This is a genomic window from Protofrankia sp. Cj3 (assembly GCF_917627355.1).
Classification (GTDB): Bacteria; Actinomycetota; Actinomycetes; order Frankiales; family Frankiaceae; genus Protofrankia.
In genome coordinates this window covers 1-3,757 of record NZ_CAKJTR010000048.1, presented here as the reverse complement: position 1 = coordinate 3,757, position 3,757 = coordinate 1, and the positions used below count along the sequence as shown (strand labels likewise).

The following is a 3,757-nucleotide window of genomic DNA, read 5'->3' as shown; positions in this document are numbered from 1 at the left end:
TTGGTCCATGCGATCATCCATCCGCGCGGTCGAAGATCGATCAGACACGCCTTGGCTTCGCTGCGCAGCGTTGGCGTGGGACGATTGGTGCATGGCGAACGTCGTCCGCAAGTTCTACCGCTACCTGTCGGCTTCGGCGAACCGGAAGCTGGACGAGAAGGCCGATCCGCGGGTACAGATCGATCAGGCGATCACCGAGGCCCAGCGGCAGCACCAGGCGCTCGTAGGCCAGGCCGCCGCGGTGGTGGGCAACCAGCGGCAGCTGGAGATGCGGATGGCACGTCAGATCGATGAGGTGGAGAACCTGGCCGACTCCGCGCGTCAGGCCGTTATGCTCGCGGACAAGGCCAACGCGAGTGGTGACGCGGTCGCCGCTGATCGTTACGAGCAGACAGCCCAGGCCTTTGCCAGCCAGCTGGTAGCCGCGGAAGGTTCCCTGGCGGAGCTCAAAGGCCTCCACCAGCAGGCTTCCTATTCGGCCGAGCAGGCCCGCCGCGCCGTTGAGGACAACACCATGCGGTTGCAGGGACAGCTTGCCGAGCGCGCGCGCCTGCTGACCCAGATCGAGCATGCCGCCATGCAGGAGCAGCTGAGCAAGGCCCTCGACGGAATGTCCCAGCTGACTCCGCCAGGTGACACCCCGACGCTGGCGCAGGTCCGCGACAAGGTCGAGCAGCGCTACGCGGTATCGCTGGGACGTCACGAGCTTGCCTCCCAGGGCGTGGAGGCTCGGATGCTGGAGATCCGCAGGGCGGCGCTGGACGCGAAGGCGTCCAAGCGCCTGACCGAGATCCGCACGGAGCTGTCCGCCGACAAGGGCTCGCCGGACCAGCTTCCGGACCGACGGCCGCCGGACCAACTGCCGCCGGACCGGCCTTCGCCGGACCAACTGGAGCCCTGACGGGATGCTCGTGAGCTATCTGCCGGACCGGCTCCGCGCCGACATCGAACGCCAGCGCCTGATACGCGGTGAGCAACGGCTCGTTCGCGCTTATGACCGACGCCGGCGGCGGGCAACGCGGTCCACCCGGCTGTGGGCCGGGGTGGCCATCGCCGCGCCGACGATGGCGCTGCTGGAGGGCAGTTGGGGGTGGCTGGTGGTGGGAGCCGGCGCGTTGGCCCGGGCTGGCCTTGCCTGGCGACAGGCGCAGCTCGCCGCATCGTCGCCACCGCCGGCTCTGCCGCTGCTGTCACGCGCACGACTGTCTGGATCGGCCGCGGCGGAGCCGATGCAACGTGGTGAGGCGGCCATGGCCGCTCTTACGGCGATCATGCGGGCGTCGCCGCCGGGACCCGCGGCCGAGGCGGTCCGCACGGCGATGGCATCAGCCGCGGCGGTGGTGGACACCCTCCGGAATCGGGCACAGCGAGTTCTTGCGTGCGAATCGGCGGCCCGGGTGGTCACGGACGTCGATCGTCGGGCCGAGATCATATCGACGGTCTCGGAGCTGGTGGGCTCGATGAACGCCGGGGTGCGGGCGTTGGACAACATGTTGGCCGCCGCCAGCGACCTGCTCGCCTCGACGGTGTCGACACAGCTGACGCCGGGGCAGCTCGACAGTCTTGACCGCCAGACCGCCACGCTGCGTGCCTTCGCTGAGGGTATGCGCGATCTCAAGCGCTGACTCATATGCGGCGGTGAACCAGCTCTGGGCGGGTCCTGGGGACGGCGTGAGCCGGGATCGGGGCGGCCGTGTTCGGAGTCTGCCTCGCCGGTCCGACACACTGAGAGGCGTGCGACTGACCGAGTTCTGGGCGCGGATGAACAAACAGTTCGGTACCGGGTATGCCGAGTCGGTTGCCCGCGACCATGTGGTCGCCAGACTCGGCGGGGTGACGGTGCACGATGCCCTCGCCCGTGGTGATGATGTCAAGGATGTCTGGCGGGCTGTGTGCGACGAGTTCGAGTTACCCGCGCACGACCGTTGACCGGATGCACGGCGTGTTGACCATGATGTCGAACGAATGTTCGGCTATCCTGGATGGCAAGCGTCCAGGTCCGCCAGGGCCGCTGACGGCGGGAGAAGGCCATGATCGCGTCATCCGCGGCCGTTCGGTTGTCCACAGATCTGGCCCGGCGCTCGAAACTGTCGGACCTGCCCCCTACCGTCACCAACGTGGCCAAGACTCGACGACCTCAGCCTGGAGTGACTCCCATGGCAGGACTCGACCGTGAGAAGGCGTTGGAGAACGCTCTCGCACAGATCGACAAGCAGTTCGGCAAGGGCTCGGTTATGCGGCTCGGTGACGAAACCCGTCCACCGATCCAGGTCATCCCAACCGGTTCCATCGCGCTGGATGTGGCGCTCGGCATCGGCGGGCTGCCACGAGGACGCATAGTGGAGATCTACGGTCCGGAATCGTCCGGTAAGACGACCGTCGCTCTGCATGCGGTCGCGAACGCCCAGGCCGCCGGCGGGATCGCAGCCTTCATCGACGCCGAGCACGCGCTCGACCCCGACTACGCGACCAAGCTCGGGGTCAACACCGACGCGCTGCTGGTCTCCCAGCCCGATACCGGTGAGCAGGCACTGGAGATCGCGGACATGCTCATCCGGTCCGGCGCGATCGATATCATCGTCATCGACTCGGTGGCCGCTCTCGTGCCCAGGGCCGAGATCGAAGGTGAGATGGGCGACAGCCATGTCGGCCTTCAGGCCAGGCTGATGTCTCAGGCGCTGCGCAAGCTCACCGGTGCTCTTTCGCATTCGGGCACCACCGCCGTTTTCATCAACCAGCTCCGCGAGAAGGTTGGTGTCATGTTTGGTTCGCCCGAGACGACTACGGGTGGAAAGGCGCTGAAATTCTATGCGTCCGTGCGACTGGATGTCCGTCGCATCGAGACCCTGAAGGACGGTACGGATGCTGTGGGTAACCGAACCCGCGTAAAAGTTGTGAAGAACAAGATGGCGCCGCCGTTTCGGACGGCTGAGTTCGACATTGTCTATGGCGGTGGTATAAGCCGCGAGGGCTCCCTCATTGACATGGGGGTTGAACACGGCATCATCCGCAAGTCAGGGGCTTGGTACACCTACGATGGTGATCAGCTGGGGCAGGGCAAGGAAAACGCTCGTTCTTTCATGCGTGATAATCCCGACATCGCGAATGAGGTCGAGAAGCGAATCAAGGAAACGCTCGGCCTGGTGCCGTCGATCGACGCGGATCAGCCGTCAGCCGATCTCTGAGTTGATCTTTTTGTCGATCTTCGGGCGACAGGAGATCATGGTCGGTGGTGACGGCTGTGGATCGTGATCGAGGAGAAGGTGCGGACTCGATGGGCAGGGCGCGGGAGATATGCCTGCGCCAGCTTGAAACCCGTCCGCGAAGCCGCGCGGAACTGGCCGCCGTACTTGATCGTCATAGGATTGATCAAGAAGTGGCCGAGGTTGTGCTGAACCGCCTGGCCGAGGTGGGTCTGGTGGACGACAGGGCGTTCGCTGCCATGCTGGTTTCCTCTGCCCAGGTGAACCGTGGCCTCGGTCGGCGTGGTCTTGCTCACGAGCTGCGGCGCCGAGGAGTGGATCCGGAGATCTCGTCGGTGGCGCTGCAGGCCGTGGACGGCATCGACGAGGAGGCCACCGCGCGGAGTCTGGTACGACGCCGGCTGGCAGCGATGGACGACCTGCCCGTACCGGTGCGGGCCCGGCGTCTGGCCGCGTTACTCGATCGTCGTGGCTATCCCGCGGACCTGGTGCTGCGGGTGGTCATGGAGGAACTGGAGGGGAGCATGGAGGACTAGTGGGCGCCGCTGGAAGTT

At 66.0% G+C, this 3,757-nt stretch carries 5 protein-coding genes; all 5 read left to right on the top strand.

Annotated elements, in window-relative coordinates:
- Positions 1–91: 91 nt before the first annotated feature.
- The 5 genes from MJ783_RS09020 to MJ783_RS09000 all read left to right on the top strand — a co-directional run bounded on the left by MJ783_RS09020 (position 92) and on the right by MJ783_RS09000 (position 3,739).
- Entirely contained in the window at positions 92–901 is an 810-nt protein-coding gene (locus MJ783_RS09020; RefSeq protein WP_239309926.1) for a PspA/IM30 family protein, read from the top strand.
- A 10-nt stretch (positions 902–911) separates the two neighbouring features.
- Positions 912–1,625, top strand: coding sequence for a hypothetical protein (locus tag MJ783_RS09015; protein ID WP_239309925.1), 714 nt, complete (start codon positions 912–914; stop codon positions 1,623–1,625).
- Between the two features lie 109 nt (positions 1,626–1,734).
- Positions 1,735–1,929 carry a DUF3046 domain-containing protein gene (locus MJ783_RS09010; protein ID WP_239309924.1) on the top strand — a complete coding sequence of 65 codons (195 nt, stop codon included), beginning with the start codon at positions 1,735–1,737 and terminating at the stop codon, positions 1,927–1,929.
- A gap of 227 nt (positions 1,930–2,156) precedes the next feature.
- The gene (gene recA, locus MJ783_RS09005) at positions 2,157–3,185 is read left to right on the top strand and encodes a recombinase RecA (protein ID WP_239309923.1); all 1,029 of its coding nucleotides are present in this window, start codon (positions 2,157–2,159) and stop codon (positions 3,183–3,185) included.
- Between the two features lie 44 nt (positions 3,186–3,229).
- Complete coding sequence (locus tag MJ783_RS09000; protein WP_370651569.1) at positions 3,230–3,739, top strand: regulatory protein RecX; 510 nt, start codon at positions 3,230–3,232, stop codon at positions 3,737–3,739.
- Positions 3,740–3,757: the final 18 nt, after the last annotated feature.

Coding starts and splice junctions, on each gene's coding strand:
- MJ783_RS09020 (WP_239309926.1), top strand. CDS start 92: ATGGCGAACGTCGTCCGCAAGTTCTACCGCTACCTGTCGGCTTCGGCG.
- recA (WP_239309923.1), top strand. CDS start 2,157: ATGGCAGGACTCGACCGTGAGAAGGCGTTGGAGAACGCTCTCGCACAG.